Source organism: Agrobacterium sp. fls2-241-TYG-188a (assembly GCF_030209845.1).
Map to the genome: position 1 here is coordinate 1,296,310 of NZ_JARVRD010000001.1, position 26,523 is coordinate 1,322,832.

The following is a 26,523-nucleotide window of genomic DNA, read 5'->3' on the forward strand; positions in this document are numbered from 1 at the left end:
AGAGCGACGCGTAACGTGGCTTATGGCCTCGCTACGCAGGCGACAGAAAACCTCAGAACTCTTCCCACTCAGCCTTTACCGCTGCATTGCCATTGAAAGCGGTGGCGACTTTACGGCCAAGGGCACGAGCGGGTGACTGGACAGGTCTTTCATTGGACGAGACTGTGCGAACAGGGCTTTCCTGCCCGCTACCCAGCTTGAACTGGGCAAGAAGCTGGTTCAGCGATTCCGCTTCGCGCGCCAGGCTATGGCTTGCAGCGGTCTGCTCTTCCACCATGGCTGCGTTTTTCTGCGTTTCCTGATCCATCTGGTTTACGGCAGTGTTGATCTGCTGCAGACCGGAGGACTGCTCTTGCGCGGCATCCACGATAGCAACGACGTGACGGTTGATTTCCTGTACTTCAGTCACGATCGTTTCAAGCGCCTTACCCGTTTCGCCAACGAGCTGCACGCCATCCTGCACATGGGAGTTGGAGGTCATGATCAGGGCCTTGATGTCCTTGGCCGCACTGGCCGAGCGCTGTGCCAGTTCACGCACTTCCTGCGCGACGACGGCAAAGCCCTTGCCTGCTTCACCGGCACGGGCCGCTTCCACACCGGCGTTGAGCGCCAGAAGGTTGGTCTGGAAGGCGATTTCGTCGATGACACTGATGATGTTGGATATCTCGGAAGAAGACTTCTCGATCTGCTCCATCGCGATGACAGCCTTGCGAACCACGTCACCGGATTGTTCGGCGCCAACTCTGGCCTTGGCGACCAACTGGCCGGCTTCCTGCGCGCGGTGCGTGGAATCCTTGACGGTGGTGGTAATCTGTTCAAGTGCTGCTGCGGTCTCCTCGACCGACGCGGCCTGCTGCTCCGTGCGCTTGGCAAGATCGTCGGCTGCGGAACGGATTTCGTTGGCGCCCGCATCGATACCCCGCGCATTGCCTGCGACCCGGGTAAGAGCGGATTGCAGCTTTTCGGCAGAAGAATTGAAGTTGGCTCTGACGACATCCAGATGCTGGGCAAATGGCTGGCTGATGCGATAGGAGACATCACCGTCAGACAGTCGTGAAAGGGCATCGGCCAGGCTATCGACCGCATGGGACGTATCTGCCGCCTCCTTCGCCTTCTGCTCTTCGCGCGCAATACGCTCCTTTTCAGACAGGCTACGATTGGCGATGGCCTCGGCTTCAAGCCGCTCACGCTCAATTGCGTTGTTGCGGAATACCGCAACGGCTTCGGCCATCTGGCCGACTTCGTCGCGTCGATCCAGGCCACCGACTTCCTGTTCGGTTTCACCCTTGGCCAGCGACATCATGCGTGCCCGCAAGAGTTCAATCGGACGGGTGATGCCCTGCGTCGACACGAAAAGGGAAGCCGCGATTGCACAAAGGAACATGACACCAAGAGCAACGAGAGCACTGAAAATCGTCGAGTCCGTAACTTCGGTCAAGGCGTCCGATTTTTCCCCGATCCGCTTGAGGTTACGCTCACTCGTAACACGGATGTCGGTGCGCCACTGGTCTATCATGGGCTGGAGTTCAGTCAGCGTCTTGCGAGCGCCGGCAAAATCGCCGCTACGGGCCAGCTGCCAAACTTTGTCACCTGAAGCAGAAATGGTCTTTACCCGGGCAATGAATGGATCGACATCAGCACTGATTTCAGGCAGCAGTTTCTTTACATTCTCAAGTCTGCTGGACACATTCGCGATGTCATTCTTGTAAACTTCTTCAATCTTGGAGGTGTCGCCACCCTGTTCACGAAGCACCACACCCAGTGTCATGCCATAGCCCATAGAAATAAGTGAGCTATTGGCGCGAAAGAACTCGATCGAGCCCAGGGAGTCTTCGGCAATGAACTTGGAATAGCGGTTATCGGCATCCTTTAAGCTCTTGGCGACATAGGAGACGCCCATAAAACCCAAGAGTGCAACCAGAACTATCAGGGAAAGTATTTTGGTGCGAATTTTCGCGTTTTGAAGAAAAGACATATGGGAGCCTCAGTAAACCAAGATTAATCGACAAACACAGCCATGAAGCGCAACTATTGTTTGCATGGCTATCATCGGGCTGTCGTTAAAGTGGCCACTTCCTCATGAAGCGACTTATGGGAGGCGAGTTTCAATAAAACTGATTTAAACGAGGTTAACAAATTGAATAATTGCCAAATAACAAAATGATTTAAATAGCTTAGGCATAAATACGTTGGTGAATAAAACTAATTTTCAGCTTCGGAAAACCAGGTAAAATACTATTTTTGCGATACATAAATAATAAAAATCAATAGGTTGCATATTTTAGAGTTTGCTTTGATCATTCTTTGAACGCCCGGTTTATCTGGTCCGATAGTGGCTTCAGGAGGTATGAGAAAGCTGTTCTTTCCCCAGTTTTGATCATCGCTTCGGCAGGCATTCCCGGTACAAGCCGAAGATTGCCCAGCTTTTCCAGCTCGTGTGAATCAACCTTTAGTCGTGCGACATAGTAGGAAGCGCCGGTCCTTTCATTCGTGGTGAGGTCAGCGGGAATGCGCGTAACATGCGCCGATAGCTCTGGCGTGGTTCGCTGGTTAAATGCAGACATGCGCAACTGAGCTGCCTGTCCAGGACTAATCTGATCGATGTCCTTTGGCGCGATCTGCACTTCCAGCGCCATATCCGTTTCGGCTGGCACGATCGACATGATCTTTTCTGCCGGGCCAATCACGCCACCCACGGTGTGAACGGCAAGCTGATGGACCGTACCAGACTGTGGCGCAACGATATCGATCCGTTTCAACGTATCCTCGGCAGACACCTTCCGCTCGACATACTCACCGATCTGCCCCTGCACCTCACGCAATTCTCGACTGACTTCCGATTTCAAATCCTGCTCGATCTGGAGTATCTGAAGCCTTGTCTCTGCGATGCGCCCGTGCACCTGAGCCTGATAGGCAATCTTCTCGCCGCGCTCTCCTCCGAAAGTGGCAATCTGCGTTTTCAGGCCATTCAACCTTTGATCCGAAACCACACCCTGCTGCCTAAGCCCGCTTAACGACGTGATTTCGCGGTTCAACACGTCGATTCCGTCGGCATATGCAGCTTCCTGCGCCCTCAGCCCCTCAATTTCGTGTTGGAATTGCGCGACGCGCTCCTGCAATTGCGCCTGCTTGCCATCGCGGGCAGCCTTACGGAACTGAAAGAGCCGCTCCTCACTACGCAGCGCAGACGCAACATCGGAATCATCAAGGCGAGCCGTCATGTCTTCGGGAAAGGCGATATTCGGCGCATCATCCCGCTCGGCTTCCAGCCTTGCCAGTCTCGCCTTTAGCTCATCGAGTCTTTTGCTGACAATGGAGAGGCTGGCATGGGCCTGCGTTGCGTCCAGCCGCATGACGACCTGACCGGCTTTGACTTGATCGCCTTCCTTTACCAGAATTTCACCGACCACCCCGCCCGTTGGATGCTGGACGGTTTTGACATAGGATTCGACCACGAATTGCCCAGGCGCCACGATGGCGCCGGACAGCACGATTGTCGACGCCCAGGCACCCACCCCGCAGACCAGAAGCGCGCCAACGAAGACACCGGCCTGGAGATGCCTGCGCAGGGAGCGTTGAAGATCAAAGGGCTTGGTTTCAGACATCGCTGGGTTCCCTCGCCTTCACCTCGGCCAATTGCAAGTCGGGCACTTTTGCCTCACCCCTCGCCACGGCGCGGATCGGCATCACGCCGTGGCCAGAGGCTTGGTATCCTTGCCGTGGGACATCCCCTTGCCCGTCCTTTTTCAAGACCCTGGACAAAACCTCGTCGCGAGGGCCGAACGCACGTTGCTGCCCATTTTCCATGACCAGAACGAGATCAACCGCGGCCATCGCGCTTGGCCGATGTGCGATGACGATGGCGATGCCGCGCCGCGAACGCACCGCGGCGATGGCGGCAACGACAGCAGCTTCGCCATCGGCATCGAGATTGGCATTGGGCTCGTCCAGCACCACGATGAAGGGATCGCGATAGAGCGCCCGCGCAAGACCGATCCGCTGTCGTTGACCGGAAGACAGTGCCGAACCGGCCTCGCCCACGCGCGTTTCGTAACCCTTGTCAAAACGCAGGATCATATCGTGCGCACCTGCAGCCTTTGCCGCAGCAACGAGCGCAGCGGGATCTGCTTCGTCATCAAAGCGAGAAATGTTTTCAGCAATCGTGCCATCGAACAGTGCCACATCCTGCGGCAGGTATCCGATGTGGGAGCCCAGACGTTCCGGCTCCCATTGGTCGAGGCTTGCGCCATCAAGCCGGACCTTGCCGGAGGCGGGCACCCAGGCATTGGCAAGCACGCGTGCCAGGGTGGATTTGCCCGAGCCCGAGGCACCGATAACGCCCAGCGCACTTCCGGCGCCCAAAATGAATTGCACACCGGTTACCGTCGGTTTTTTTTCACCGGGAGGCACGATGATGAGAGCCTCGGCGCGCAGTTCCCTTTGCGGCGCAGGCAGAGGCGTCATCGCACTGTCCCTCGGGATTTTCGTCAGCAAGTCCTTCAGTCGCGCCCAGCTTTGCCGAGCCATCAACAGTGGCTTCCAGCTGGCAATCAGCAGATCGACCGGTGCCAGCGCCCGCCCCATCATGATGGAGCTTGCAATCATCACCCCGCCACTCGCTTCCTGGCGAATGACAAGATAGGCACCGACACCCAGAATTGCCGACTGCAACATCAGGCGCGCCATTCTGGAGATGCTTCCAAACGCGCCAGAAACGTCACCGGCCTTTCGGTTGGCATCCAGATAAGCGCGGTTAACTCTTGCCCAGCGAAACGCAACGCGCTTGCCCATGCCCATCGCCCGAGTAATCTCGGCATTGCGTCTGGCATCCTCAAGAAGGCCATTGCGCTGCATGTTCTGCGCCGTCACCTCGCGGATGGATTTGCGAGAAAAAAGGTTCGTCAGAAGCGTCAGGGCAATGAGACAAATGGCGCCCACTAGCGCGGTCATTCCAATCCAGAAATGGAACGCGAAGCAAATGAACAGATAGAGCGGCATCCAGGGCAGGTCGAAAAACGCGGTTGGCCCCGAACCGGCCAGGAAGCTGCGAACATTATCCATGTCCCGCAACGGCTGCAGCCCATCTCGCGGAGAGTGCCCCAAAAGCGGCAACCGAACGACAGCGTCATGGACGCGCTTCGACAAACTGGCATCGAAGGCTTCACCGATACGAAGCAGGATGCGGGCACGGATAATATCGAGACCCGCCTGGATGACAAACATGCCCGTGGCAAGGATCGCCAATCCGACCAGTGTCTCCACACTTCCGCTCGCCAGAACCCGGTCATAAACCTGCAGCATGAAAAGCGGCGAGGTCAGTGCCAGCACGTTGACAACGCCGCTGATCAACGCAATCGCCAGAATGACCCATTTCAACGACATAGCGTCGGCATCCGCATCTGACTGCGAAAGAGAATGCTGGAACGATCCGAACACTTTGATTTCCACGAATTCAGGCAAAGACAATGGCGCTACCGGCATCACCGGGAAGGCCCGTTTCCACACTCGCCCCGTCATGCAGCACGGCTACCGAACTCCTTCGCCCGGCTCCGCCACACTGACCACACATCGACACGCGAGCTAGCCTCGAAAATAGCCCCACCGGGCAGCCTGTAAACCCCGATACCGTGTGACTACGAATTCAGGTATCGCGGAATAAGGACCGCCACAAACCATGCATCGACAGCCGTCACATCCGAGACGCCTCTGCCGGAATGAACGCGGTCAAACGCCGGTTTTTTTCGAGAAAGGAGCGGATGAGACGAATTGCACTTCAAGGATACGGGCAGCGGTCTGCCGGCAGCTGTGCTCTATGTGCAGCACCGGTCGGTGCAAGGGTTTTGTGGTTGCATCACGCTGCTCTCTCCATATTGCGCCGGCCGGCTCGGCGGGCTAATTAACATGAACACAAACCTCATATTTAGGTTCTTCATGCGAGTCGTCGTTTGGGCTTTACTAGGTATTATGCTGTCTACCCCTGTTTTCGCCCAATGCGACGGCAGGCTTATCCAGCAAGGCGCTTTTCTCCATCCGCCTCTCTGTGCGCCCAAGGAGCCGAAGCGTATCGTTTCCCTTGTCCCGACGTTCAGCCTTGGCATAGCACTGGAGCTTGGCCTGCCTGTCGTCGGCGCGCCGCTTTTCGGGATGAGCGATAAAGATCTGAAAGCAAAAGCCGAGGCTGCGGGTGTGGTGGATCTCGGGTCTTTCATGGAGCCCAGCATTGAAAAAATCGTCGCGCTTCAGCCCGATCTCATCATTGGCAGCGACTTCCTGGGTGAGGAAGCGTACCAGATGGCATCGCGGCTGGCACCCACGGCACTGCTGACTGGGGCGAACTGGAAAGAATATTATCGCACGCTGGCAAACGTCGCCGGCGTCGACGGTAAAATCGAAGATCGCTTCGCTGACTATGAAAAACGCGTTGCGGCTGTTCGCGAGCGGATTCCAAAGGATTTGCGCGTCTCCGTCGTTCGCATCACGCCTTGGGAATTCCAGGTCTACCTCGATGAACCGGACGCATGGGCACCGTTTGAGGTGCTGCGAGAGGCAGGTGTCAAGCGCACGGATTTCGAAACATCCGAAAAGAAGGTCGGTACGAAACGCCTTGATTTCGAGGGGTTGGCTGGGCTGGATGGAGATATCCTGCTCTATATCGTTGGCGGATCCAACGATTCAGCCACCAGCGGCAGGCATGAGGCGGTGCTCGCCAGTCCGTTCTGGAAAATGCTGCCAGCTGTGAAAGCGGGCCGCGTCTACCGCGTGGACGCAGCGACCTGGATGGAGTTCAGCGGTCTAGCTTCGGCCAACAAGGTTCTCGATGACATCGAAACCTACATCATCCCGAGGCCCTGACATGGAGGTCATCAAGTCGGCGGGGCGTAACATCCCTGCGACACGGATTGTTGCTTTCGGCCTGCTGGCATTGCTGCTTGCTACTTTAAGCCTGTGGTCACTGACCATAGGGACCACCGCGATATCACTCAGCGATGCATTGTCTGCGATCATTTCAGAGGGAACAACCCATCAGGATCTGGTTATCTCCACAATCAGGCTTCCGCGCGTTCTTGCCGCCATCATCGTGGGTTCGACGCTGGGTGTGGCCGGAGCCCTGATGCAGGCGGTTACGAACAATCCATTGGCTTCCCCGGATTTGCTGGGCATAAGCGCAGGTGCCGCCTTTGCCGTGGTTATTTCCATCGTCTTATTCGACGCTCAATCGCCGCTTGTCTTCCTTTGGTTTGCTTTCGGAGGCGCCGCTGTCGCCGGGGCCATCGTCTACGTGATCGCGTCAGCGGGCGCATCGGGTGTAACGCCTGTGAAGCTTGCCCTGTCGGGCGCAGTGCTGAGCGTTTTCCTCGCCTCGATATGCGCATCCATCCTGATCTTTGACATGAAGGCCATTGACATCATCAGATTGTGGTCGGTTGGTTCATTGACCGGGAAGGAAATGGCTTCCGTCGCAGCCGTTGCGCCCTTTGCGCTTGCTGGAGTCGCCGCCACTCTGCTGCTTGCAAGGGAGGTGACGACGCTCAGTCTCGGGGCGGATGTCGCGCAAGCGGTGGGGCAGAATGTCCTGTTATGGAGACTTGTTGCGGGAGCCCTGGTGGTCCTGATGGCAGGAAGTTCGGTCGCACTGGCAGGCCCTATAGGGTTTGTCGGACTTGTGGTGCCACACATGGTACGCTTGAGCCTCGGCACCGATTATCGCTGGATCTTGCCTTTCTGTGCGCTTTCGGGGGCCTTACTGGTTGTTATGGCGGACGGTCTGCAACGAAGTCTGACCGGTATCGACGTCCCGGTTGGCGTGACGCTTGCCCTGGTGGGCGCGCCATTCTTCATCTGGCTGGCGCGGTCGCGCGCCGGTGGGATCGGTTGATGCGCAGCGTTCTCATCCTGTTGGGCTTATCCGTCGCCATGCTGTTTGCGGCTCTGGCGATTGGCGACCACCATATCGAAATGGCGCAGATCCTTGCGGTCCTCACCGACAGTTCGGCGGCGGATGCACAGTCCATACAGATTATTCGCGATATTCGTCTTCCAAGGTTCGTCATGGGCTTCCTTGTTGGCGCGTCGCTTGCCGTTGCGGGCATGATTGCCCAGTCAGTGCTGCGAAATCCATTGGCGGAACCGGGTCTGATCGGCGTCAATGCCGGCGCGGCCCTTGCAGCGGTCATCGTCATCGTCAGGTTTGAGGTGCCTCCCACACACCTGCTGTCGTGGCTTGCTTTTGCCGGAGCCCTCGCAATGTCGCTCGCGATCTATGCCCTGTCATGGAACAGCGGCAGCTCTTCGCTGCGCATCATTCTCATCGGCATTGGCCTCAGTTCGCTCGCCGGGGCCGGAGCAAACTTCATCTCGACCTTCGGAGAGCCCCAGGCGGTGCAGCGCGCGATGGTCTGGCTTTCCGGCAGCATCTATAACAGCACCTGGGATAAAATCCGCACGCTTGCGACATGGCTCACGATCGGCATGGCGGGCAGTGCCCTGATCGCGCGGGAAATGGACCTGCTGATCTTGGGCGACGAGACCGCAAGGGCGCGAGGGCAACGCGTCGAACTGATCCGTGCCGTGATGTTCGTCCTTTGCGCGGTCCTGTCTGGTGCCGCAGTGGCTGCGGCCGGTCTGTTGGCATTCGTGGGTCTCATCGCGCCGCACATTGCTCGCTCGCTCGTCGGGCATTCTCATGGCCTCATGCTGCCGGTCACGGCACTTTCTGGCGGACTTCTGGTGGTGGGAGCTGACCTTGCGGCGCGCACATTGTTTACGCCAGCGCCGCTGCCCGTCGGTTTGATGACGGCTATTCTGGGGGCGCCATTCTTTGCTTATCTCATGTGGCGGAAGAGAAATGTCTGAACAGTCTGGCCTCCCTATCCTTCAAACGCACGAGGCTTCGATCGGCTACGGTGCAAGGCTTATCCTGCGCAAACTCGATTTTTCCGTTCCTGAAGCGGCCTTCACGGTGCTTCTCGGTCCCAATGGCTGCGGAAAATCGACCCTGTTGCGTGCCTTGGCTGGTCTTATCCGGCCACAGCACGGCAGCGTGATGATGAACGGCCGCTCGATTTCGACGTTTGGGCGAAGGGAACTGGCGCAACATATCGGGCTTCTTTCCCAAAATCAGTCGGCACCAGAGGGCATGTCGGTGAAGGATCTGGTCAGGCAGGGCCGTTATCCGCATCGTAGCCTTTTTGGCCGCTGGACGAAGGAGGACGACGAAGCCTGCGAAGAGGCGCTCGCGGTGACCGACACGGCACATCTGGCGGGCGAGACATTTGATACTCTCTCGGGCGGCCAGCGACAGCGCGCCTGGATTGCGATGACCCTGGCGCAACGAACCAGCGTTCTCTTGCTCGACGAACCCACCACGTTTCTCGACCTATCCCATCAGATCGATACGCTGCGTCTGGCGCAAAAGCTTGTTCGGGAACGCGGCGTGACCGTCGTTGCGGTCCTGCACGACCTCAATCAGGCGGCCCGCTACGCTGACAATCTCGTCCTTTTGAAACAGGGTGCAATTGTCGCCGAAGGTGCACCCGCCGATGTCCTGACACCAGAAACGGTCAAGCGCGTCTTCGATGTGGATGTGACGATCATGATCGAACCGCAGAGCAAGGCTCCGATCTGCGTTCCCGTGGATGACGTTACCCCGTAGAACGAAAAACCCGCCAAGCTGGACGGCCTGGCGGGTTTGAAGAAGCCTGAAGGGCTTGTCAGATTGTTCAGAAGGTGGCGTTTACGCGTATGCCGAATGATCGACCTTCGCCGACTGTGGCGGTTTGTCCATTGGTCGCAATCGAGGTCAGATACTCTTCATCCAGAAGGTTTTGGGCAAAGGCAGTGATCTTGAAGTTGTCTTTCTCGTAGCCAACGTTTGCGTTCAAGACAGTAAACGAATCAAGCGACCGCAGATTGTTGACGTCGCCTTTGCTGTAGTAGCCATCGGTGAAGGACACGTCGCCACCTGCGAAGAGACCGCTCTCATGCTTGTAAATGCCACCGAAAGAGGCGGTGAGAGACGGTGCTTCGGGAAACTCGTTGCCTGCGAAGTCGCCCTTATCGAATTTTGTTTTCATCAGACCCAAGCCACCAAACAGCTCTAGGCCATTATCGAAACTGTAGCGAATGTCGAGTTCCGCACCGTAGGAATGCGATTCCGCAGCATTGAGGCTGATTGTTTGGCCAGGGAAGCGAGGGTCGAATTCAAGCGGAACCTGTTGGTTCTTATAATCGTAGTAGAAGATGTTGCCGTTAACCTGCAGCCTGTCTTCCAGCCACTTGGAACGGTAGGCAAGTTCATAGGCCCAGAGAGTTTCAGGGTCGACTTTGTTGACTGTCGTGGTGCCAATCACAAGCTCAGAGAAGCCCGGTCTGTAGCCTTTAGTGGCGGTCGCGGCCAGATTTTGATTCTCGTCCAATTCGAAGGCCAGGCCGATCTTCGGCAGGAACTCGGTGTTTGAAACCGAATTGTTTTCGGTAAGAGGGACGTACCCGAACGTGGAAATATCGAGAAGGCTCCCCGTGTAATTTGCCGAGACTTTGTCATGAACCAAACGTCCACCCGACAGCAACGTCCAGCGATCGACGAACTCGTAGCGGGTGTCCGCATAGAGCGCGACTGTCTCGCTTTCGTTCTTTGCCTGTAGCAGCTGAAATGGCAGGATGAACGGAATGGACGGGTCTGCAACCGCCTGAATGTTCGAATCGAGATCGAAGGTGGATCGGCCCGCAAAAACACCGAAGACACCCGAAAACTGCGAATCTTCCGATCCGTAGGTCAAGCGGATATCCTGGGAGAAATCACCGCCCTCACGCGTGTCGTCGCGAATGAATTGAAACGCCGTAAGCGTCGAAGTCCGAGGAGAGTTGATATCCACATCCGTGTCTACGAAGGAGGTAATCGACTGTATTTTCCAGTCTTCGTTAAATTCATAACTCAAGTCGGCGATGTAACGGTTGACGTATGTATCCCGCCGTTCTGCAGTCGTGGCATCGAAACGTCTAGCGAAGAAGTCAGGACCGCTCACAGCCCCCCATGCCGGTTTGTCATGTGTGCGGCTGACAGTGAAAAGGCCCTTAAATCCGGCCCATTCGGCTGGTTCCCACAGCAGCTTGCCGCGAATTTCCTCGAATTCGTTTTCGCCTACATCTGAAATAGACGGATCGACATAGTGGATACCGTTTTCTCCACGGAAGACTTGTCCCGCGATACGAAATGCCAATTCGTCCTTGACGATCGGTGCTGAAACGGCAAAGGCGCCCGATCTGTATTTGTCAGTTCCAGTCACGCCTTCAAAACTTGCTTCCGGAGTATAGGTCGGATCTTTCGTCTTGATGACGACCGAGCCCGCGAGGGCATTGCGCCCCTGTATAGTGGATTGCGGGCCACGCAGAACCTCGACTTGCTCGACATCCCAGACGCCTCGCGTTCCACGCCGCGTTGCCTCAACACCCTGTTCCGCACCGTCCACCACCACAGAAATGACCGGGTTCGAGCGGCTCGGAGCGGTTACACCCTCGGAGCTTAGACCGCGAATTACAATGTCAGAATTACCTTCGCCGCTCAAAAATGAGCGGATGTTGGGCGCGCTGTTCAGCGCATCATTGAGTGTCGGCCGGACGAGATCATGAAGCTCTCCACCCGTAAAAACTTCGACACTTGTGAAGGTAGTAAACTGATCGCGTCCAAATTTTTCCCCGGTAACGACGATCGTTGGAAGTGTCGTTGTATCCTCTTCAGTCGTCGCAGCATCCTGAGCCATCGCAATCGGCGTGCCCGGCCCGATAGAAACTGCCCCTGCCACTATGGCAATGGCCGTCGAGCCACGAAGTGACCGCAAATTATTAAAAAATGTCATTATCCCCTCACACCAGTAACCCTAGTGAGGGGTAACTAATCGATGAAAGATGAGTATTTCAATCACCTTATTGCAACTTGACCTTACAACATCCGAGCGTTGCAAATCTGCATCATATTACAGGCCCCTGAAGAACAGACTATTGTCCGCCGGACCAGCAGGAGGCCATATGCATCTGCGTCTTGCGGATGCCTCAGGGAACGCGGAGAAAAATGTCGACCGTTCGAACTATGCTCGTTTCACGCGAGAATGAGAAGGTGCCGATGTTCTGCAGTGGCTCACTGCTCTTCGAAAGACCCATCTGTTGCAAGCGCGAGGCATAAACCAGCCATCTGGATTCACGCTCTCTGGAGAGCATCGCAGAAGCAGCACCTCGGCGAACCTATCAGTTCGACCTCATCCTGAAGCAGTCCTGCCCATTTGTGACGTCGGTTCTATGGCGCTCGCAAGATCGATTTTCCGATGGCGGCGACCAATCTCGCTCTAAGATTTCGGGGGCCTTTTGTGAGGACCAAATTATCTCAATGTAGAGACCCGATCGCGAGCGATTGATTAGAAGAGGTAATGTAATCACAAAAAAGTATTAACTTTTATTCGCGGATGACGGTGTCTAATGTTCGGGAAAGAGGATGCAGATGGTGGGCTTTCATCTTAAATTTCGGGCAACCATGCACCGAAGCATCCGGGTTCGATTTAGCTGACACGGCTAGATATACAATTGAAGGTTGGACATGACAATAACGCTACCAGACGACCCAGCCCGCGAAGATGTTCTGGCTTCGCGTCCCACGCTGTGGCTAAACACCGAGTATCGAAACGGGTCGATCAATGACGCTCATCTTCCTGTTCGGCCACAGCTCGTGGACGAGGCGAAGGCGAACTGGGAACGACTTGCACCCTTGCTTCAGACCTGTTTTCCAGAGCTTGAGGCCAGCGGAGGCGCCATTCGTTCGGATCTCATTGAGTTGACGGCACTTCGCGAGGCACTTGGTTACGGCAGCGAGGCGTTCGGCAGGGTGCTGGTCAAAGCCGACAACGCTCTTCCCGTGGCGGGCTCGATAAAAGCGCGCGGCGGGGTGTATGAGGTGTTCTTGTTTGCGGAATCTCTTGCAATCCGTGAGGGAATCCTTGGAAAGAACGATGATATCCGCAAGCTTTCCGAAAAAGACGCGAAAGAACTCTTTTCCAAATACACCATCGCCGTTGGGAGTACCGGCAACCTCGGTCTTAGCGTTGGCGTTGCTGCACGCGCGCTTGGCTTCAGGGCTACCGTTCACATGTCTTCGGACGCAAAGCCGTGGAAAGTTGAACGGCTTACCAAGCTCGGCGTCGATGTCGTCCAGCATCAGGCCGACTACACGGTCGCTGTGGAGAACGCCCGGCTGGAGGCAGAACAGGATTCCTCGATTTATTTCGTGGACGATGAGCAATCTCAACAATTGTTTTTCGGTTACAGCGTTGCGGCATCGGAACTTGCCGAGCAACTCCACGCTCTTGGGATCGTGGTGGACGCGCAACATCCGCTTTTCCTTTATTTGCCTTGCGGAATCGGCGGCGCGCCGGGCGGTGTGACATATGGTGCCAAAAAAGTATTTGGTGATAACGTACACTGCTTTTTCGTAGAACCCGTCGAGTCTCCCTGTGCCATGGTTCACATGATGAGCGGTTCGGAAGAACTCGTATCTGTCTATGACGTGGGATTGACGAACCGCACGGAAGCCGACGGAATGGCCGTTGCCAGAATGTCAGCCTTTGTCGCAAGGGTCATGCGCAACATGCTCGCGGGCGTGTTCACGGTCAAAGACGCCGATCTTTTTCGCTGGTTGCGCCTTTCCCACGAAACGCAGAACATTCGACTGGAGCCATCGGCGGCGGCGGCCTTCGCCGGGCCTGATTTCCTCGTCAATCATCGCTCCGGCCAAAAGTTTTGCCAACAGCAGGGCATAAGCGATATGCGAAAGGCGACCCATGTGGTCTGGACAACCGGCGGCCTGTTCGTGCCACAGGACCAGTACGAATCGTTCCTTGAGAGGGCTTTGGCGGCCTGAGAGCTGCCTATTCAATCCGCCATTCAGGGCTTTGATTTCGCCATCATGTGATCGATGAAAATCTGTATCGCCTGGCTTCGTTTCTCTGATTTGCGGAACGCCAAGAAGATCTTGCGCCTGATCTCCGGCACGACCTTGCATACCCATACGTCTTCAAGGTCGTGGCTGGCGCGCAGACCCGGCAGCATCGAGATGCCGTAGTTTTCGCGGATCATGGCAATGGTGACTTCAAAGCCCTTACAGCGCGCAACAATGTTGGGCTTGAAGCCAACGGACCGGCACGCCTCCACCAGCATGCTGTTGTAGGTTTCCGAGGCCGTGTCGATTGCCCACCGTTCGTCACGGAGTGACTTCAGTTTTACGGTCGGCTGCTCGGCAAGCTTGTGGTCTTTGGATACCATCACATTGAATACATCTTCGGTCAGGTAGATGGTTTCTATGTTCGGGTCCAGCGCGCCTGTTGGCATGTTGAGGTCATCGATGATGGCTATGTCCGTATGCCAACTGCGAAGTGCCGCAACGCTTTCCTCCGGCTCCATTTCCTCGAACTGGATGGTGAGATGAGGGTGGATTTCCGACAGCTGACGCACGACCTTCGGAATGAGTGCGGCCGCAACGGATGGAAATGCGGCTACGCGCAACTCGCCCGAGATCACGCTTTTCAGCTCAGAGATATCGACCTTGGCGGATTCGATTTCCGTCAGTATTTTTTCCGCACGCTCCACGAGCTTCTGGCCCGCCAGTGTCATGACGACCCCGCGTCCGCGCCGCTCTATCAGCTTTATGCCAACCTCTTCTTCCAGCAATGCAATTTGCTGGGACACCGCAGAAGGGGATACGTAAAGCGCTTCTGCCACAGCCGCCATTGTTTTTCGGATCGACAATTCTCTGAGCGCACGCAGTCGGCCAACGTCCATGATTTCTCTCCCGGTGACGGAAAATGATTAGCACAGCTTACGCTATAAGAAAATATTATTAACTTTTTCTGGATCGTTCTCCACTTTAGTTTCTCATCTCAAGGAAAACGGAACTTTTTGAGAGGGACCATGGACAACGTGGCAAAGGCTTTTTTCGCAACCAGTGTCGAGGAGCGTGATCCTCTCGTTGCAGGCGCGCTTGCAAATGAGCGAGACCGCCAGCAGAACCAGATCGAGCTTATCGCATCTGAAAACATTGTCAGCCGCGCGGTGCTCGACGCACTCGGCCATGAGATGACGAACAAGACGCTGGAAGGCTACCCCGGCAACCGCTTCCATGGCGGCGGCGAATTTGTCGATGTGGTGGAACAGGCGGCGATCGACCGCGCCAAGCAATTGTTCAACTGCGCTTATGCCAACGTCCAGCCTCACTCCGGCACCCAGGCCAATCTGGCCGTGTTCTTCCTTCTGATGAAGCCGGGCGAGAAGGTTCTTGCGCTCGATCTGGCAGCCGGTGGCCACCTGTCGCACGGCATGAAGGCCAACCTGTCCGGTCGCTGGTTCGAGGCCCACAACTACAATGTCAATCCGCAGAACGAAGTCATCGATTATGACGAGATGGAACGGATTGCCGAAGAGGTTCGTCCAAAGCTGCTGATTACGGGCGGCTCGGCCTATCCGCGCGAACTCGACTTCGAGCGCATGGCGAAGATCGCAAAGAAGGTCGGCGCTTACTTCATGGTCGATATGGCGCATATCGCCGGTCTCGTGGCAGGTGGCGCTCACCCATCGCCGTTTCCACATGCCGATATCGTGACCTGCACCACGACGAAGACGCTGCGCGGACCACGTGGTGGTCTTATTCTGACCAACAACGAAGAGTGGTTCAAGAAACTCCAGGCAGCCGTATTCCCAGGCGTTCAGGGCTCCCTGCACAGCAACGTTCTGGCCGCGAAAGCCGTCTGCCTCGGCGAAGCACTTCGCGACGATTTCAAGGTCTATGCCCATCAGGTCAAGGCGAATGCGCGGGTACTTGCCGACACGCTCATCGAGCGCGGCATCCGCATCGTGTCAGGCGGAACGGATACGCATATCGTGCTGCTCGATCTTTCCAGCAAGGGCTTGAACGGCAAGCAGGTCGAGGTGGTTCTGGCGCGTGCCAACATCACATCGAACAAGAACCCGATCCCTGGCGACAGCCCACGTCCGGCTGAATGGGTAGGCATGCGCCTGGGAACATCAGCCGCCACGACGCGTGGTCTTAAGGAAGGCGAGTTCAAGGCATTGGGCAACGTCATCGCTGATTTGATCGATGCTGAAGCTGCAGGCAAGGCAGACGACGTGGTTGAAGGTGCCAAGGCAGTTGTTGCCGACCTGACCCGCCGTTTCCCCGTCTACGGCCACTGATACAAGATCTCATCGCCCGAACGCTTGATGTATGCCGCGCGGGCAGCCTGCACGCGCGGCATCTTCATACCTGCCTGATGCATCCACTCTTCGCTCTCAGGCCGCTCTTCGCTTTCAGGCCAATCTTCGCTCTCAGGAAAGACAACGACATGGGAATGGACAGACTTCAACAAGCAAACGTCATCGACGGCAAGGCTTTTGCAGCCGGTATGCTCGAGCACCTCAAGAGCGATGTCGCTGGCCTGCTGACCGAAACCGGCAAAGTCCCTGGCCTGGCCGTCGTGCTCGTGGGCGATGATCCGGCAAGCGCGGTTTATGTGGGCTCCAAGCACCGCCAGACCGTAGCTGCCGGGATGAATTCCTTCGAACACCGGCTACCGGCCGAGACTTCGCAGTCGGAGTTGATGTCCCTGATCGAACGGCTCAACACCGACCCGCAGGTTCACGGCATTCTGGTGCAGTTACCCTTGCCAAAGCATCTTGATCCGAGCGCGGTCATCCAGGCCATCAATCCCGACAAGGATGTCGATGGCTTCCACATCGCCAATGCCGGCCGCCTTGCCACCGGTCAGCCAGCGCTCGTTCCCTGCACGCCGCTTGGCTGCATGATGCTGCTGAAGGACCGGCTCGGTGACAATCTGGCGGGATTGAACGCGGTCGTTATCGGAAAATCCAACATCGTCGGCAAGCCGATGGCGCAGATGCTGCTCAACGCCAATTGCACGGTCACGATCGTGCATTCCAAGACCCGCAATACTCAGGAACTGTGCAGAGCTGCCGATATCCTCGTCGTTGCCGTAGGCCGTCCCGGCCTTGTGCGCGGCGACTGGATCAAGCCCGGCGCCGTGGTCATCGACGTCGGCATCAACCGGATCGTTCAGGACGGTAAATCGCGGATCGTCGGCGATGTCGCCTATGATGAAGCGGGCCATGCCGGAGCCATTACTCCCGTTCCGGGCGGAGTGGGACCTATGACGATTGCCTGCCTGCTTTCCAACACACTTACAGCATTTCGCCGCCAGCATGGGCTGGCAGCCTAACTACAAACGGGAACCGAACCATGACCAGCAGTCAGTTTCGCTACGCCCTGCGCGTCGCCTGCCCTTCTATCCGCGGCGTTACCGCAGCCATCGCATCCTATCTGGCAGACAATGGATGCAATATCTCCGATAGCGCACAATTCGACGACGCCGATACCGGACGCTATTTTATGCGGATCAGCTTCAAGTCTGAAGAAGGCCGGACACTCGACCAACTGCGTGAAGGTTTCGGCGCCATTGCTGCGAAATACGAAGCCAACGCCGAATTCTCCGATGAAATGGAGAAGAAGAAGGTCATCCTCATGGTGTCGCGCTTCGGCCAACTGCCTGAATGACCTTCTCTACCGTTGGCGGATCGGCGCGCTGCCGATCGATATCGTCGGCGTGATCTCCAACCACATGGATTATCAGCGCGTCGTCGTAAACCACGACATTCCCTTCCACTGCATCAAGGTGACCAAGGAAAACAAACCGGTTGCCGAAGCCGAGCAGATGCGCATCGTTGAAGAAAGCGGCGCGGAACTCATCGTTCTCGCCCGTTACATGCAAGTGCTGTCGGATGATATGTGCAGGAAGATGTCCGGCCGGATCATCAACATCCATCACTCCTTCCTGCCGAGCTTCAAGGGTGCGAACCCCTACAAGCAGGCCTTTGAGCGCGGCGTGAAACTCATCGGTGCGACCTCCCATTATGTAACGGCGGATCTGGACGAGGGCCCGATCATCGAGCAGGATATTGTCCGCGTGACGCACGCACAAAGCGCCGAAGATTATGTCAGCCTTGGCCGTGACGTGGAAAGTCAGGTTCTCGCCCGCGCCATCCACGCGCACATTCATGGCCGCGTCTTCATCAACGGCAACAAGACGGTGGTCTTCCCGCCATCGCCGGGTTCCTACGCGTCAGAACGCATGGGCTGAGTCTGAGCCTGGATAAACCAACCAAGGTGCGGCCGTCGAAACTTTTCGATGGGAAAAGGCGGCGGGCACGTGATGACCGCTGCCTTGCCCAGCGGCGAGGTTTCCAGGGCGAGCTTTTATCGGAGATAACAAATGCTGCAAGAAGTGCACACAGACAAAGCGCCAGCCGCCGTCGGCCCATTCTCGCAAGCGATCCGCACGGGCAATCTGCTTTTCGTATCCGGCGCCCTGCCGATCGACCCGGCAACCGGGGAATTCAACAGTGAGGACCCGGTTCCGCAGGCACAACAATGCTTGCGAAACATTGCAGCCATCGCTGAAGCCGGCGGGACCAGCCTTTCGAACACAGTTAAGACGACGGTTCTACTGACGGACCTCGGCGCCTTTGCCGATATCAATGCGGCTTATGCGACATTTTTCGAGAAGCCCTATCCGGCCCGCGCCTGCTATCAGGTCGCAGCCCTGCCCAAGGGCGCAAAGGTTGAAATCGAGGCCGTTATCGCTATCCCATGAGAGCGTGCACAGGCTGAAACCGAATTGGCGGCCTTCGAGTCGCCAATTTTTTTTATGGCGATACGACAAATTCCTGCCACGTCACATTGGCCTTCGGCTGAACCATTTGTGACCCCTTGAACGCAAAACACCCGGCACTTTTCAGTTGCCGGGTGTTTTACATGCGTAGACCAGAATTTATCAGGCGACGTAGCCGAAAGCGACAGCAGGCTGGGCAGCTGTTTCTACCCAGATGCTCTTGGTCTGCGTGTATGCCAGAAGCGCATCTTTACCGCTCGATCTGCCATAGCCGCTCTTCCCGAAGCCGCCAAATGGCGACATCACGCTGATCGTCTTGTAGCCGTTGATCCAGAAGGTTCCTGCACGCACCTGCGAAGCAACACGGTGTGCACGGCCGACATTCTGTGTCCAGACAGCGCCTGCAAGACCATAGGGGTTGTCGTTGGCGAGAGCGACGGCTTCCTCCTCAGTGTCGAAAGGCGTTACACCGACGACAGGGCCGAAGACTTCTTCCTTGGAAAGGGTTGCCTGCGGCGAGACATTGTCCAGAATTGTCGGCGCGTAGTAGAATCCGCCGGTCTCCTGAAGTTCAGTCGGCTTGCCGCCACCGGCGACGAGTGTCGCCCCCTCGCCGATGCCCTTCTGCACAAGCTCGTCGATTTTCGACCACTGGCGCAAGTTGTTGATTGGGCCGATCTGCGTCGTATCGAGAAGCGGGTTGCCGACCGGTATGCGCTTTGCGGCCTGCGCATATCTTTCAACAAATTTCTGATGCACGGAGCGGTGGACGAGAAGCCTTGATCCTGCCACGCAGCTTTGCCCGGCACCGCCGAAGATGGCGGCCTGTGCGCCCAGAATGGCCCGGTCGATGTCGGCATCTTCAAAAACGATATTGGCGGACTTGCCACCAAGTTCGAGAATGCACGGCACAACGCTCTTGGCGGCGGCAGATGCAATGAGGGAACCCGCATAGGCAGAGCCGACAAAGACAACCAGTCCCGTCTTGGAGTGCGTGACAGCCGCCTGTCCGGCGGTAACGCCCTGGCCCGCGATGACATTGACGAGCCCGCGCGGCGCACCGGCCTTTTCGCACAGAATGCCGAGCAGGATGGTGCTGAGCGGAGTGAGTTCAGATGGCTTGATGACGACGCCATTGCCTGCGCAAATCGCCGGTGCGATCTGCCAGCCGCCGGTAAACAGCGGGGCATTCCACGGCGTGATCTGGACAACGACACCAATAGGCTCATTGCGGGTATAGTTGAGGTGAGACGTGGGCACAGGAATGACCTCGCCATGGATCTTGTCGCACCAGCCCGCATAATATTCGAACATCTCGGCAACCTTGACCACCTCACCGCGAATATCGCGAATGGGGCGTCCTGCGGACCGGCTTTCGATCTCGGCGATCTGATCGGCATGAGCGCGGATTTCACGACCGATCTCAAACATGACGCGTCCGCGTGCGGAGGCCGTCAGCTTCATCCATTCCTTCTGCGCCTTAGCTGCGGCATCCATCGCTGCATCGATAACGCTCTGGTCGGCGTCCTTGAAGGTCGCAAAAACCTTGCCGCTGGACGGATCGGTCAGCGACAACTCATCGCCGCCGCCGTTGACCATCTGACCGTCAACAAAGCTGCCGATCTCAGTCGTACCCGCTACACTCTTCAAAATCTCGCCAATGCGGGCGCCCTGATCCTGCGCGGTGCTCATATCTGTCATCGTCATCTCCCTTTACTTCCCTGCGCTTTTGAAAGCGCCCATGCGGGTAAAGTCGTCTGTGTCGTTGAGTTCGGTGGAACCTGCCCAAAGCTTTGCCACCGCATCTGCCAGCGGAAGCTCTGCACCCGTGCGGGCGGCCAACTCGCTTGCCAGCCGCACGTCCTTGCGCATCAACCCCATTGAAAAGCCGCTATCAAAACGGTCGGACATGATCCAGGTCGGGAAATGGACCTCGCTGATCATGGAGCGGCCGGAAGCCGCATTCAGCACACGCAATGCAGCTTCCGGATCGATGCCGGCCGCAGCGGCCAGTTTCAGTCCTTCACTGGTCGTAACCATGTGCGCCGCAGCAAGAAGGTTGTTGACCAGCTTTGCAACATTGCCTGCGCCGCTTGGTCCCACATGCAGCGCCTTGGCACTCATGGCCTCGATAACCGGCCCCGCAACGGCCACATCTTCATCCGAGCCACCGATCATCATGGTCAGCTTGCCACTCGCCGCACCGGCTGGTCCGCCGCTGACCGGAGCATCGAGAAAGCCGTGTCCGAGCCCTGCCAGCTTGTCGGCAAGTTCCCTGCTCACATCCGGTTCGGAGGTGGAGGTATCGATGATGACGATCTTTTGCCCCTGACGGGCGTCGAGAACACCGATGTGGTTGTTGACGACACCGGCAACGTCCTTTGCCGTGGGTAGCGAAAAGACGAGAAATGCTGACTTTTCGAAAAGTTCGCTGATCGTTGAAACCGGCGTCACACCGCTTTTCGCTGCCAGCGCCCGACGCTCCTCCGACAGGTCGAATCCAAGCGTCTCGAATTGACTTGCTGCCAATGTCTGGGCCATTCCAAGGCCCATGCTGCCAAGGCCGACGACCCCGACTATTCCCTTATTATTGTTAGACATTCTGTAAACCTCTTCGCGTTGCCGCCCGAGCAATAAGGCGGTCAATCAAGAAGACAGGCTGTCATTATTCGTGTGATCCCGATAGCTGGTCGACAGGGAACAGCGCGTTGCTCGCCAAGCAACGCAACTTACTGCTGGAAAGCGGTCATTTCGAACGCCAGGAAACTGCCGAGACGCTCGACCGATATCGGCAGCCGACGACGCGCCTTGACCATGAGGTAGGCGCTTGCCTGAGCAAGCAGGGGATCGCTCAGCTCGACCACGCCGAGTGCGCTTCTAGTAATCTCGGTGGTGACGGCAAAGCGCGGCAGAAAGGTTATTCCCAGCCCCGCCATGACGAAACGCCGGAGCACATCGATAGATGGCGTTTCCAACATGGGCGCCACGGCTAAACCGACATCCGCAGCGGTGCGGCTCACAAGCTGGGTGACGCCATGCCCTTTGGTCAGAAGCGCGTAGGGCGACGCTTCAAGGCAGGCTTCCAGAGAGACCGACTGCTCGAGAAGCAGAGGATGCCCCGGTGCAGCAACCAGACACAGCGGCTGGCGGGAAATAGCCAGCGAACGAATGCGCGTATCTATGACCGGGTTGTAGGCAATACCGATATCGACATCGCCGTTTGCAACATCTTCCTGCACCTTGTCGGTACTGCCGAGCGTCAGATTGTAGCTGACGGAAGGATACACATTGGCGAAACTTTTAAGCCCGTGCTCGATGAGATCTCCCAGAAATCCTTCGCCGCAGCACACACGCACGCGCGCCTGCTGAACACCGCGCAACTGGTTCAGTTGTTCAGACAGCAGGCCGCTGTCTTCGATGACGCGCTGGGCATGGTCCAGAACCAAGCCCCCGGCATCCGTCAAACCGACGCCACGGCTGGTCCTGTTAAAGAGGGGTAGGCCGACATTCTTCTCGGTATCAGCGATCTGGCGACTGACGACGGAAGCAGCGACGCCGAGATGCTCAGCGGCGCTACGGATCGAACCACACCGCACGACGGCAATGAATATTCTTAAGGCTTTGGCATCCAGCGTTTCCATGGCAGCATATTTGCCATCAAGCAAATGCAGTCAATATGTCATGGACGCCAGCGTGATCTATCCGGCTTTAGGAAGCTGGCTATCGATGAGCGCCAGCCACATGCGCGCTCCCAACGGCAGCAATTGGTCGTTGAAATCGAAAAAGGACGAATGCAGGCCCGGATTTCTGCCCTCTTTCTTCGCACCAAGCCAGAAGTAGCATCCCGGCTTTTCACGCAACATGAAGGCAAAGTCCTCTGCGGCCATGCTCGGTTGCGCATCAACGATCTCGATCTCCGACAGGCTGGCTGCCGACTGACGCACGATCCGTGCGCTTTCGGGATCGTTGATCGTCGCGGGATAGCGGGAGAGATAATCCAGGGACGCGCTACATTCAAAACTTGCAGCGACATTGTTGGCGATGACCGAGATGCGATCCTTGATCTTTGCACCGATGGTTTCTTCGAACCAGCGTGTCGTTCCCTTGATGACAACCTCTTCGGGAATGACGTTCCAGGCGTCGCCACCATGGATCTGGGTGACGGAGACAACAGCGGATTCGAGTGGCGACACATTGCGGCTGGCAATCGCCTGAAGCGCGGAGACGATCTGGGACGCCGCCACGATGGGGTCTGCCCCCTCATGCGGCATTGCGCCATGGGAGCCCCGACCGGTAACCTTGATCTCGAATGTTCCGAAAGCCGCCATCATCCGGTCATCGCGGGCCACCAGCTTTCCAAGCTCGAGCGCCGGCCAGTTGTGCAGACCGAAGATGCGGTCCATGGGAAGATCGCGAAACAGCCCATCCTCGACCATGGCTCTTCCGCCGCCTTCGTTTTCCTCGGCAGGCTGGAAGACGAAGTGGACGGTTCCGTCGAATTCGGACCGGCTTGCAGCACGCGCCGCTGCAAGCGCCATGGAGATATGGCCATCATGTCCACATGCGTGCATCTTGCCGGGTGTGCGCGAGGCATGGGAAACACCTGACTGTTCGGCAATCGGCAGGGCATCGATATCGGCACGGATGCCAATCGCCCGTTGCGAACTTCCCTTGGACAGAGTGCCCACAATGCCCGTTTTACCGTAGCCTGTGTGGATCTTGTATCCCCACTGCGCCAGACGTGTGGCGATGAATGCCGATGTCTCGTGTTCCTCGAAGCCGAGTTCAGGATGCTGGTGAAGATGGTGTCTCCAGCCAATCGCTTCTTCTATCTCTTCGCCCGAAATCGAAACCATCGCGTCACTCCCTTTCGTCGTGGGTGTGGTCGCCGAACATGGCGACCACACGTCATTCTTAGTTGCCACTCAGCCGTAATGAAAGATCAGCGATCACGACCGAGCCCATATAGGTCCCGAACATCACGCAGATCGCCACGATAACGATCTTCCAGCCGGACTTCCGCGCAATGTCGAACTCACCCTTTGTCAGGGCAAGGCCACCATAGGCCAGCGCCGGTGTGGCCAGCGCCAGAAAGTTCAGCGACTGAACCTGCGCAAGTGTCCAGGCGGAACCGGGAACACCGGGGATCGTCACCACAATGGCCAGCAAGGATGTCCACGCGACGGAGGGAAGAGACAAGGGGATGTAACGTGCCATCAGCAGCCCTGCGACGGAAAGGGCGTAAAGAACCACCATTCCCGGAAGGGCGACAATGGGATTGGTGCCTGTAGCGATCCAGTTGGAGACAAGGCCGATGGCACAGGCAACGATCAGAAGGCCGGAATAGCTGATGACGTTGATCTTGCGCTCGTCTTCACCATGCTGCGGAAGTTCGTGTTCCACGGGGGTGGCGTGAGGAATGCTCATACACGTGTCTCCTTCAGGGCAGAATTGGCAGGGTCGTTCGGGCGCGCCTTGCGGTAAAGCCATTCCGTGAGCGGCAGGGCAACGAACAGGCCGACATAGAGACCCGTCGCATATGTCAGAATGTTGCTGGCAGCAGCCAGAGCCAGAATGACGTCCTTGCTCTCGGGAATGATGGCAACCAGTCCACCCGTGCAGGCTGCAAGCATACTGCCCGAACCGACACCGCAGGACATGGCAAGAGCGCGGTAATCGAACCAGCCCAGGGAATGAATCAAAGGCGGCATGATGGCGAAAACAAACGTTCCGATGAGGGTGCCCGTCGCATAGACGCCCATGGCGCCCGCGCCTTCAGGGCTGTTCAGCCCGTAACGATCTGCAATGACGGCCAGGTTGGGCTCACGATCGATGGAATATGTCGCGCCGATAGACTCGCGACCCATGCGCAGCAGAAAGACGGCCACAGGAAACGCAATCAAAATCGTACCCAGATTGCCCAGTTCCTGAATGACCAGCGCCGGCCCCGCCTCGATGATGGCATCGATCTGCGGACCGACGGTCGTTCCAAATCGGGCAATAAAGGGCATGATCGCAATCGTGATCATCGTGCCCGATAACTTCACCGCTTTCGGTGGAATAAGTGCCGCTGTTTTCTTCAGGATATGGGGGTTGAGTGCGATACCGATGGCAAAGGCGTAAAGGATCGGTAGAAACACCACGGTGCCAATCCCGATAGGCAGCCGTCTGATGCCGATGACCTCCGCCACAATGACGATGGCCAGGACGATAAAATGCAGTCCCCAGCCATTGGCTGTGAATTTGTTCATTGATTTGTTCCTCTCGTCTCACCGCAGATGTTGTTTTTATAGCGGCTGGCGAAAGAGTATGGCGACAGAGTTCTTGATGGGTAGTGGCAGCTAAAGCAACGAAGCGTTCTGTTTTCAGCAACGCTTCGCTAATGGATCGTCATCTTTCTCATCCGGTCACACGTGGATGAAAGCCGCTACGCTGTCGCTTGCGTAGCGGCTTCCTATCAATTCCAGGACATGTCGTAAAAGCGTACGAGCTCGTCGGATGTGGCCTTGAAGTTCAGTTCCTGGGATGTTGCAACCGTCGAAGGATAGGTCCAAAGCGGAACCCAGTAGGCCCTGTCTGCAATGAGCTTGAAGGCGGCGGAATATTTCTCCTTGCGTTGCGCGACATCGATCGTGGAACCCGCGGCACTCAATAGTGCTGCAATTTCCTTGTCTCCCGCATAATCCTGTTTACCCAAGCCGAAAAATTCAGGCGTGATAGCCGAGACATCGGCGATCGAGCTGGAGCCATGCGTCAGATAAGCCAAAGGCATGGAGCCTTCCATTCGTCGTGCACCCAGGGCTGAATTCTGCATCATGTTGAAGTTGATCTTGATGCCGACCGCCGCCAAATCATTGATCATGGCTTCTGCCAGCAATCGATCGCGGTAGGCACCCATCTCGACCGTGAAGCCGTTGGGATAGCCGGCTTCCGCCAGCAATCTCTTTGCCTCTGCGGGATCATAATTATATTCGGTCACATCCGTCTCGCATCCGAACTGGATGGGAGAGCAGGCGCTGGCTTTTTTTTCGAACCCTCACCGACCAGACCAGCGACGATAGCATCTCGGTTGATCGCATGGTTCATTGCCTTTCGAACCCGGATGTCGGCCATCGGGCTTTTGGGACTTGAACGGTTCATGGCGTCAAGAACGAGGAAGCCGATCCGCATCGTCTCGACCGATTCGACCTTGAAATCGCCCGCCCTCTTCAGCTTTTGCGCTACCTCAGCGGGGAACTGCCACATAAAATCCAGATTGCCCGACATCAGTTCGGAAAGCTGCGTATTGATGTCCCTGACGGTGCGGATTTCGACCTTGGAAATCTTCGCCGCAGGCTTCGGACTTGCGAAATATTCAGGGTTTTTCTGGAGCGTGATGCTCGATCCCGGCGTAACGGATACGACCTCATAGGGACCTGTGCCTACAGGCTTGGTGGACATTCCAGACGCACCCACCTTCTGATAGTACTCGTCGGGATAAATCGGCACCGACATGCTGAACAGCTCGAGAGCGGCGGGGTAAGCTGCCTGAAGGTGGACGCGGACGTTGTAATCGTCCAGCCGTTCAGCCGACTTTATCCATTTCACCTTGTCATAGACCACGATCTTGTTTGCGGGATCGACGATATAGTTGAGCGTGAAAACGACGTCGTCGGCATTGAAGCTTTCCCCGTTGGAAAATTTGACACCCGTGCCCAAGGCGTAGGCCAAGCCTTCTGCGAGCAGATTGCGTACGGCCATGGAGAGCCGCTCGCGTCCTACGATTTCAATTGTTCCGTAATGGCTACGGCGACTTAAGCAATGGGCG

Annotated in this window: 19 protein-coding genes and 2 pseudogenes; 9 read left to right on the forward strand and 12 right to left on the reverse strand. The window is 56.8% G+C overall.

Annotation, left to right across the window (positions count from 1 at the left end; translation table 11 throughout):
• Nucleotides 1-52 precede the first annotated feature (52 nt).
• From QRN85_RS05575 to QRN85_RS05585, 3 genes are all read right to left on the reverse strand, one after another.
• Nucleotides 53-1,975: a methyl-accepting chemotaxis protein gene (locus tag QRN85_RS05575; RefSeq protein WP_284756915.1), complete on the reverse strand. Its 1,923-nt coding sequence runs from the start codon at nucleotides 1,973-1,975 to the stop codon at nucleotides 53-55.
• Between the two features lie 322 nt (nucleotides 1,976-2,297).
• Complete coding sequence (locus QRN85_RS05580) at nucleotides 2,298-3,605, reverse strand: HlyD family type I secretion periplasmic adaptor subunit (RefSeq protein ID WP_284756913.1); 1,308 nt, start codon at nucleotides 3,603-3,605, stop codon at nucleotides 2,298-2,300.
• The gene (locus QRN85_RS05585; protein ID WP_284757239.1) at nucleotides 3,598-5,382 is read right to left on the reverse strand and encodes a type I secretion system permease/ATPase; all 1,785 of its coding nucleotides are present in this window, start codon (nucleotides 5,380-5,382) and stop codon (nucleotides 3,598-3,600) included. Before QRN85_RS05585 ends, QRN85_RS05580 begins: the two co-directional genes overlap by 8 nt.
• A gap of 384 nt (nucleotides 5,383-5,766) precedes the next feature.
• Here QRN85_RS05585 and QRN85_RS05590 point away from each other — a divergent pair, with 384 nt between their 5' ends.
• Genes QRN85_RS05590 through QRN85_RS05605 form a run of 4 tightly spaced genes read left to right on the forward strand, consistent with a single transcriptional unit; the run spans nucleotide 5,767 to nucleotide 9,652 of the window.
• On the forward strand, nucleotides 5,767-6,852 hold the full coding sequence (locus tag QRN85_RS05590) for an iron-siderophore ABC transporter substrate-binding protein (protein WP_502870743.1): 1,086 nt from the start codon (nucleotides 5,767-5,769) through the stop codon (nucleotides 6,850-6,852).
• A gap of 1 nt (nucleotide 6,853) precedes the next feature.
• A complete protein-coding gene (locus tag QRN85_RS05595; RefSeq protein ID WP_284757233.1) occupies nucleotides 6,854-7,876 on the forward strand; it encodes a FecCD family ABC transporter permease in 1,023 nt (340 codons plus the stop codon).
• A complete protein-coding gene (locus QRN85_RS05600) occupies nucleotides 7,876-8,853 on the forward strand; it encodes a FecCD family ABC transporter permease (RefSeq protein ID WP_284756909.1) in 978 nt (325 codons plus the stop codon). The genes QRN85_RS05595 and QRN85_RS05600 overlap by 1 nt, the downstream gene beginning before the upstream one ends.
• Nucleotides 8,846-9,652, forward strand: coding sequence for an ABC transporter ATP-binding protein (locus tag QRN85_RS05605; protein ID WP_284756906.1), 807 nt, complete (start codon nucleotides 8,846-8,848; stop codon nucleotides 9,650-9,652). The genes QRN85_RS05600 and QRN85_RS05605 overlap by 8 nt, the downstream gene beginning before the upstream one ends.
• 67 nt (nucleotides 9,653-9,719) lie before the next feature.
• On the opposite strand, the gene QRN85_RS05610 is transcribed toward QRN85_RS05605, so the two are convergent.
• Entirely contained in the window at nucleotides 9,720-11,855 is a 2,136-nt protein-coding gene (locus QRN85_RS05610; protein WP_284756904.1) for a TonB-dependent receptor, read from the reverse strand.
• Nucleotides 11,856-12,586: 731 nt separating this feature from the next.
• On the opposite strand from QRN85_RS05610, the gene dsdA reads away from it, so the two are divergent.
• Nucleotides 12,587-13,903 (forward strand): D-serine ammonia-lyase, encoded by a 1,317-nt coding sequence (dsdA, locus tag QRN85_RS05615; RefSeq protein WP_284756903.1) that lies wholly within the window; start codon nucleotides 12,587-12,589, stop codon nucleotides 13,901-13,903.
• Nucleotides 13,904-13,926: 23 nt separating this feature from the next.
• Here dsdA and QRN85_RS05620 read toward each other — a convergent pair whose 3' ends face one another.
• Entirely contained in the window at nucleotides 13,927-14,820 is an 894-nt protein-coding gene (locus QRN85_RS05620; protein WP_062590108.1) for a LysR family transcriptional regulator, read from the reverse strand.
• Nucleotides 14,821-14,949: 129 nt separating this feature from the next.
• Here QRN85_RS05620 and QRN85_RS05625 point away from each other — a divergent pair, with 129 nt between their 5' ends.
• From QRN85_RS05625 to QRN85_RS05640, 4 genes and pseudogenes are all read left to right on the forward strand, one after another.
• Nucleotides 14,950-16,227, forward strand: coding sequence for a 2-methylserine hydroxymethyltransferase (locus QRN85_RS05625; protein WP_113098751.1), 1,278 nt, complete (start codon nucleotides 14,950-14,952; stop codon nucleotides 16,225-16,227).
• A gap of 149 nt (nucleotides 16,228-16,376) precedes the next feature.
• Nucleotides 16,377-17,267, forward strand: coding sequence for a bifunctional methylenetetrahydrofolate dehydrogenase/methenyltetrahydrofolate cyclohydrolase FolD (gene folD, locus QRN85_RS05630; protein WP_284756900.1), 891 nt, complete (start codon nucleotides 16,377-16,379; stop codon nucleotides 17,265-17,267).
• 20 nt (nucleotides 17,268-17,287) lie between these two features.
• Nucleotides 17,288-18,185 (forward strand): annotated as a pseudogene (gene purU, locus QRN85_RS05635) (formyltetrahydrofolate deformylase).
• Nucleotides 18,186-18,317: 132 nt separating this feature from the next.
• Complete coding sequence (locus QRN85_RS05640; RefSeq protein WP_062590103.1) at nucleotides 18,318-18,698, forward strand: RidA family protein; 381 nt, start codon at nucleotides 18,318-18,320, stop codon at nucleotides 18,696-18,698.
• A 180-nt stretch (nucleotides 18,699-18,878) separates the two neighbouring features.
• Here the strand turns inward: QRN85_RS05640 and QRN85_RS05645 are convergent, their stop codons facing one another.
• From QRN85_RS05645 to QRN85_RS24490, 7 genes and pseudogenes are all read right to left on the reverse strand, one after another.
• Nucleotides 18,879-20,423: an aldehyde dehydrogenase family protein gene (locus tag QRN85_RS05645; RefSeq protein WP_502870742.1), complete on the reverse strand. Its 1,545-nt coding sequence runs from the start codon at nucleotides 20,421-20,423 to the stop codon at nucleotides 18,879-18,881.
• A gap of 6 nt (nucleotides 20,424-20,429) precedes the next feature.
• Nucleotides 20,430-21,317: an NAD(P)-dependent oxidoreductase gene (locus QRN85_RS05650; RefSeq protein WP_113170693.1), complete on the reverse strand. Its 888-nt coding sequence runs from the start codon at nucleotides 21,315-21,317 to the stop codon at nucleotides 20,430-20,432.
• A gap of 128 nt (nucleotides 21,318-21,445) precedes the next feature.
• Entirely contained in the window at nucleotides 21,446-22,381 is a 936-nt protein-coding gene (locus tag QRN85_RS05655) for a LysR family transcriptional regulator (RefSeq protein ID WP_244475535.1), read from the reverse strand.
• A 33-nt stretch (nucleotides 22,382-22,414) separates the two neighbouring features.
• On the reverse strand, nucleotides 22,415-23,572 hold the full coding sequence (locus QRN85_RS05660; RefSeq protein WP_113170694.1) for a M20 aminoacylase family protein: 1,158 nt from the start codon (nucleotides 23,570-23,572) through the stop codon (nucleotides 22,415-22,417).
• Between the two features lie 58 nt (nucleotides 23,573-23,630).
• On the reverse strand, nucleotides 23,631-24,143 hold the full coding sequence (locus QRN85_RS05665) for a hypothetical protein (protein WP_062590099.1): 513 nt from the start codon (nucleotides 24,141-24,143) through the stop codon (nucleotides 23,631-23,633).
• Nucleotides 24,140-24,967 (reverse strand): DUF3100 domain-containing protein, encoded by an 828-nt coding sequence (locus QRN85_RS05670; protein WP_113170695.1) that lies wholly within the window; start codon nucleotides 24,965-24,967, stop codon nucleotides 24,140-24,142. The genes QRN85_RS05665 and QRN85_RS05670 overlap by 4 nt, the downstream gene beginning before the upstream one ends.
• 206 nt (nucleotides 24,968-25,173) lie before the next feature.
• Nucleotides 25,174-26,456, reverse strand: a pseudogene (locus QRN85_RS24490) (ABC transporter substrate-binding protein).
• Nucleotides 26,457-26,523 lie beyond the last annotated feature (67 nt).

Excerpts from the sequence above, each read along its gene's own strand:
- QRN85_RS05665 (WP_062590099.1), bottom strand. The coding sequence starts at position 24,143 with ATGAGCATTCCTCACGCCACCCCCGTGGAACACGAACTTCCGCAGCAT.
- QRN85_RS05610 (WP_284756904.1), bottom strand. The coding sequence starts at position 11,855 with ATGACATTTTTTAATAATTTGCGGTCACTTCGTGGCTCGACGGCCATT.
- dsdA (WP_284756903.1), top strand. The coding sequence starts at position 12,587 with ATGACAATAACGCTACCAGACGACCCAGCCCGCGAAGATGTTCTGGCT.
- QRN85_RS05600 (WP_284756909.1), top strand. The coding sequence starts at position 7,876 with ATGCGCAGCGTTCTCATCCTGTTGGGCTTATCCGTCGCCATGCTGTTT.
- QRN85_RS05650 (WP_113170693.1), bottom strand. The coding sequence starts at position 21,317 with ATGTCTAACAATAATAAGGGAATAGTCGGGGTCGTCGGCCTTGGCAGC.
- QRN85_RS05660 (WP_113170694.1), bottom strand. The coding sequence starts at position 23,572 with ATGGTTTCGATTTCGGGCGAAGAGATAGAAGAAGCGATTGGCTGGAGA.
- QRN85_RS05580 (WP_284756913.1), bottom strand. The coding sequence starts at position 3,605 with ATGTCTGAAACCAAGCCCTTTGATCTTCAACGCTCCCTGCGCAGGCAT.
- QRN85_RS05670 (WP_113170695.1), bottom strand. The coding sequence starts at position 24,967 with ATGAACAAATTCACAGCCAATGGCTGGGGACTGCATTTTATCGTCCTG.
- QRN85_RS05595 (WP_284757233.1), top strand. The coding sequence starts at position 6,854 with ATGGAGGTCATCAAGTCGGCGGGGCGTAACATCCCTGCGACACGGATT.
- QRN85_RS05605 (WP_284756906.1), top strand. The coding sequence starts at position 8,846 with ATGTCTGAACAGTCTGGCCTCCCTATCCTTCAAACGCACGAGGCTTCG.
- QRN85_RS05585 (WP_284757239.1), bottom strand. The coding sequence starts at position 5,382 with ATGTCGTTGAAATGGGTCATTCTGGCGATTGCGTTGATCAGCGGCGTT.
- folD (WP_284756900.1), top strand. The coding sequence starts at position 16,377 with ATGGGAATGGACAGACTTCAACAAGCAAACGTCATCGACGGCAAGGCT.
- QRN85_RS05620 (WP_062590108.1), bottom strand. The coding sequence starts at position 14,820 with ATGGACGTTGGCCGACTGCGTGCGCTCAGAGAATTGTCGATCCGAAAA.
- QRN85_RS05645 (WP_502870742.1), bottom strand. The coding sequence starts at position 20,423 with ATGACGATGACAGATATGAGCACCGCGCAGGATCAGGGCGCCCGCATT.
- QRN85_RS05640 (WP_062590103.1), top strand. The coding sequence starts at position 18,318 with ATGCTGCAAGAAGTGCACACAGACAAAGCGCCAGCCGCCGTCGGCCCA.
- QRN85_RS05575 (WP_284756915.1), bottom strand. The coding sequence starts at position 1,975 with ATGTCTTTTCTTCAAAACGCGAAAATTCGCACCAAAATACTTTCCCTG.
- QRN85_RS05625 (WP_113098751.1), top strand. The coding sequence starts at position 14,950 with ATGGACAACGTGGCAAAGGCTTTTTTCGCAACCAGTGTCGAGGAGCGT.